Genomic DNA, 3,153 nt, shown 5'->3' with positions numbered 1-3,153 from the left:
AGATCGTGGCCGATCATCTGCGGCCGGCCGGCGAGCGCGATTCCTACGGCGTCGCGCAGGCGCGCGTGCAGCTGGACGAGGCCTATCGCTGGTTGGATGGGGCCGTCGGAAGAGGTGACTGGGCCTGCGGTGACGATTTCACCCTGGCCGATTGTGCGGCGGCTCCGTCGCTGTTCTACGCCGACTGGGTTCATGAGATCGGCAGTGCGCTTGGCAATGTCCGCGGCTATCGCGCGCGTCTGCTGGAGCGCCCCTCCGTGGCGCGGGCTGTCGACGAGGCGCGGCCCTACCGCAAGCTGTTCCCGCCGGGCGCACCCGACCGGGATTGAGCACAAGGCGCCGGAGGATGCACGGCTGGAGCATGGTGCCGGCGCGCTGGCGGCCTGTTCCGGCCGTTGCAGAGGCGATAGGGAAGGCGAGGTCCGGCGGTTTCAGGGTTCGATGTCCTCGCCTTTCATTCTTCGCGCCATGCCGCTGGTCTTCACCTTCCTCTGGTCGACGGGCTGGGTCGTCGCCGGCTATTCGGCGCGCTACGCAGACGCGCTGACATTTCTCTTCGTTCGTTTCGCTTTCGCCGCGCTTCTTGTCGGTCTGCTGGCGCTGGTGATGGGCGCATCCTGGCCGCGCAGCTGGCGCGGCCTGCGCGATGCGGCGATCTCGGGCATCCTGCTGCACGGCATCTATCTCGGCGGCGTCTGGTGGGCGGTGCGACATGGCCTGCCTGCTGGCATTTCCGGGTTGATCGCAGGGCTTCAACCGGTACTGACGGCGCTCTTCGCCCCTGCGTTGGTCGGCGAGCGCATTTCGGGCATCCGCTGGCTCGGCATTCTCTGCGGCTTCGCCGGCATCGCGCTGGTGCTGCAGCCGCAGCTCGCGGGAGTCGCGCCGGCAGCGCTCTGGGGCGTGCTCGTGCCCATCTTGGTCAACGTCATCGGCATGTTCTCGGTGACGTTCGGCTCCTTGTATCAGAAAGCGCGTGTTTCAGGTGATCTGCGCACTGTGACGGCGATCCAGTACGTCGCGGCCGCGCTGATCGTGCTGCCCTTCGCTGCGGCCTTCGAGCCGATGCGGATCGACTGGAACCTGACCATGCTGCTCGTGCTGGCCTGGTCGGTTCTCGTCCTCTCGCTCGGCAGTATCGGCCTCTACTTCTTCATGATCCGCCGCGGCGAGGTCTCGCGCATCGCGACCTTCCTCTATCTCGTGCCGGCATTGGTCGCGGTCGAGGCCTGGCTTCTCTTTGGTGAGACGCTGACGCCGCTGCAGATCGGCGGCATGGCGGTCACCGTCTTGGGCGTGGCACTGGCGAGCCGGAAATAGGCTGTCGATCAATCCGGCTCCTCCGCAAAAAGGAGGATTTCGGTTTCGGTGGAACTCCTCTTATGCTGCGTCGCAACAAAGGGAGGCCAGAACCATGAGCGCCAACACCGCCGCCAAATCCGAGCATCAGGCCGACGCGGTCACGCTGATCGCAGCCGCCCTGCCGGGTTTCGAGACGCTGTTCGCGGAGGCGGTCGCCGCAGTGCGGCAAAAGGTGCTCGTCGACGGCCGCATCGCTTCCGCGCGACTGGAGGCGGAGCAGCACGCCACCCATGGTCTGGCCTGGCTCGCGACCTATGTAACCGCGTTGCGTGAGCTCAAGGCCTATGGCGAGCGCCTCCAGGATGAAGGCCGCTACGGCGCCATCGAAGACTATGCGCTGCGGATCGGTGCGGGCGAATATGCCGCCCAGATCTTCGGCGGAATCCCGATGAGCCAGGGCGAGATCGTTCGCCTGTCGGCTCTGGGGCTCGCGCAGAAGGCGATCGCCGCCTCCCGCTCCGCTGCGGCAGAAGCGTTGATCGCCGAGGGCAACACGCCGGAGCACCGCGCACGCTTCGTCGCGCTGTTCAGCCAGAGCGATGGTTCCGTCAGCGTCGGCGATCCCGGACTCGACGAGACGCTGGAGGCCATCCGCTCCGAGATGCGTCGCTTCTGCAGCGCGGAGGTGACGCCTCACGCCCATGAATGGCATCTCGCTAACGAATACATCCCGCTGTCGGTCGTCGAGAAGATGGCCGAGCTTGGCGTCTTCGGCCTGACCATTCCCGAGGAATTCGGCGGCATGGGGCTGTCGAAGGTCTCGATGTGCGTCGTCTCGGAGGAGCTGTCACGCGGCTATATCGGCGTCGGCTCGCTCGGCACCCGCTCGGAGATCGCCGCCGAACTCATCCTCTGCGGCGGTACGGCCGAGCAGAAGGAGCACTGGTTGCCGAGGATCGCTTCGGGCGAGGTTCTGCCGACCGCGGTTTTCACGGAGCCCAATACCGGCTCCGATCTTGCCTCGCTGCGCACCAAGGCGGTGAGGGAAGGCGAGGGCGAAGATGCCGTGTGGAAGGTCTACGGCAACAAGACCTGGATCACCCACCCTGTGCGCGCCGACATCATGACGCTGCTCGTCCGCACCGATCCGTCGGAGCCGGGCTATCGGGGGCTGTCGATGCTGATCGCCGAGAAGCCGCGCGGCAGCGATGAGGAGCCGTTCCCGGTCGAGGGGTTAACCGGAGGCGAGATCGAGGTCCTCGGCTACCGCGGCATGAAGGAATACGAACTCGCCTTCGACGGTTTCGCCGTCAAGGGTGAGAATCTGCTCGGCGGCGTGCCGGGGCAGGGCTTCAAGCAGCTGATGCAGACGTTCGAGGCGGCGCGCATCCAGACGGCGGCCCGTGCCATCGGCGTGGCGCAGTCGGCCTTCGACCTCGGTTTGCGCTATGCGCAGGAGCGCATCCAGTTCGGCAAGCCTTTGATCGCCTTTCCGCGTGTCGCCGACAAGCTGGCGATGATGGCGGCGGAAATCCTGATCGCCCGCCAGCTCACCTATTTCGCGGCCCGCGAGAAGGACGCGGAGCGGCGCTGCGATCTGGAGGCCGGCATGGCCAAGCTGCTGGGCGCGCGCGTCGCCTGGGCGGCCGCCGACAACGCCCTGCAGATCCATGGCGGCAACGGCTTCGCGCTGGAGTATCCGGTCAGCCGCGTGCTCTGCGACGCCCGCATCCTCAACATCTTCGAGGGCGCGGCCGAGATCCAGGCGCAGGTCATCGCGCGCCGCCTGGTTGAGGAATAGCAGGCAGAGGAGCGGCGGCCGGACATTCGGTCGCGCCGCGTCGTGATAAT

General features: G+C 66.6%; 3 protein-coding genes. All 3 read left to right on the top strand.

Going from position 1 to position 3,153, the window contains the following annotated elements; all coding sequences use genetic code 11:
- A partial coding sequence (locus tag ACIPIA_RS13145) for a glutathione S-transferase family protein (protein WP_400510194.1) occupies positions 1-329 on the top strand: 329 nt, incomplete at its 5' end.
- 112 nt (positions 330-441) lie between these two features.
- Positions 442-1,320 carry a DMT family transporter gene (locus ACIPIA_RS13140; RefSeq protein ID WP_400510193.1) on the top strand — a complete coding sequence of 293 codons (879 nt, stop codon included), beginning with the start codon at positions 442-444 and terminating at the stop codon, positions 1,318-1,320.
- Between the two features lie 94 nt (positions 1,321-1,414).
- Positions 1,415-3,103 (top strand): acyl-CoA dehydrogenase family protein, encoded by a 1,689-nt coding sequence (locus ACIPIA_RS13135; protein ID WP_400510191.1) that lies wholly within the window; start codon positions 1,415-1,417, stop codon positions 3,101-3,103.
- Positions 3,104-3,153: the final 50 nt, after the last annotated feature.

This window comes from Allobosea sp. CER48 (assembly GCF_044752385.1).
Lineage (GTDB): Bacteria > Pseudomonadota > Alphaproteobacteria > Rhizobiales > Beijerinckiaceae > Allobosea.
The sequence above is the reverse complement of the archived record's forward strand: the minus strand, read 5'-3'. Positions and strand labels throughout refer to the sequence as shown.

Bases quoted from the DNA above. Each gene is read 5' to 3' on its own strand.
- ACIPIA_RS13135 (WP_400510191.1), top strand. From the start codon at position 1,415: ATGAGCGCCAACACCGCCGCCAAATCCGAGCATCAGGCCGACGCGGTC.
- ACIPIA_RS13140 (WP_400510193.1), top strand. From the start codon at position 442: ATGTCCTCGCCTTTCATTCTTCGCGCCATGCCGCTGGTCTTCACCTTC.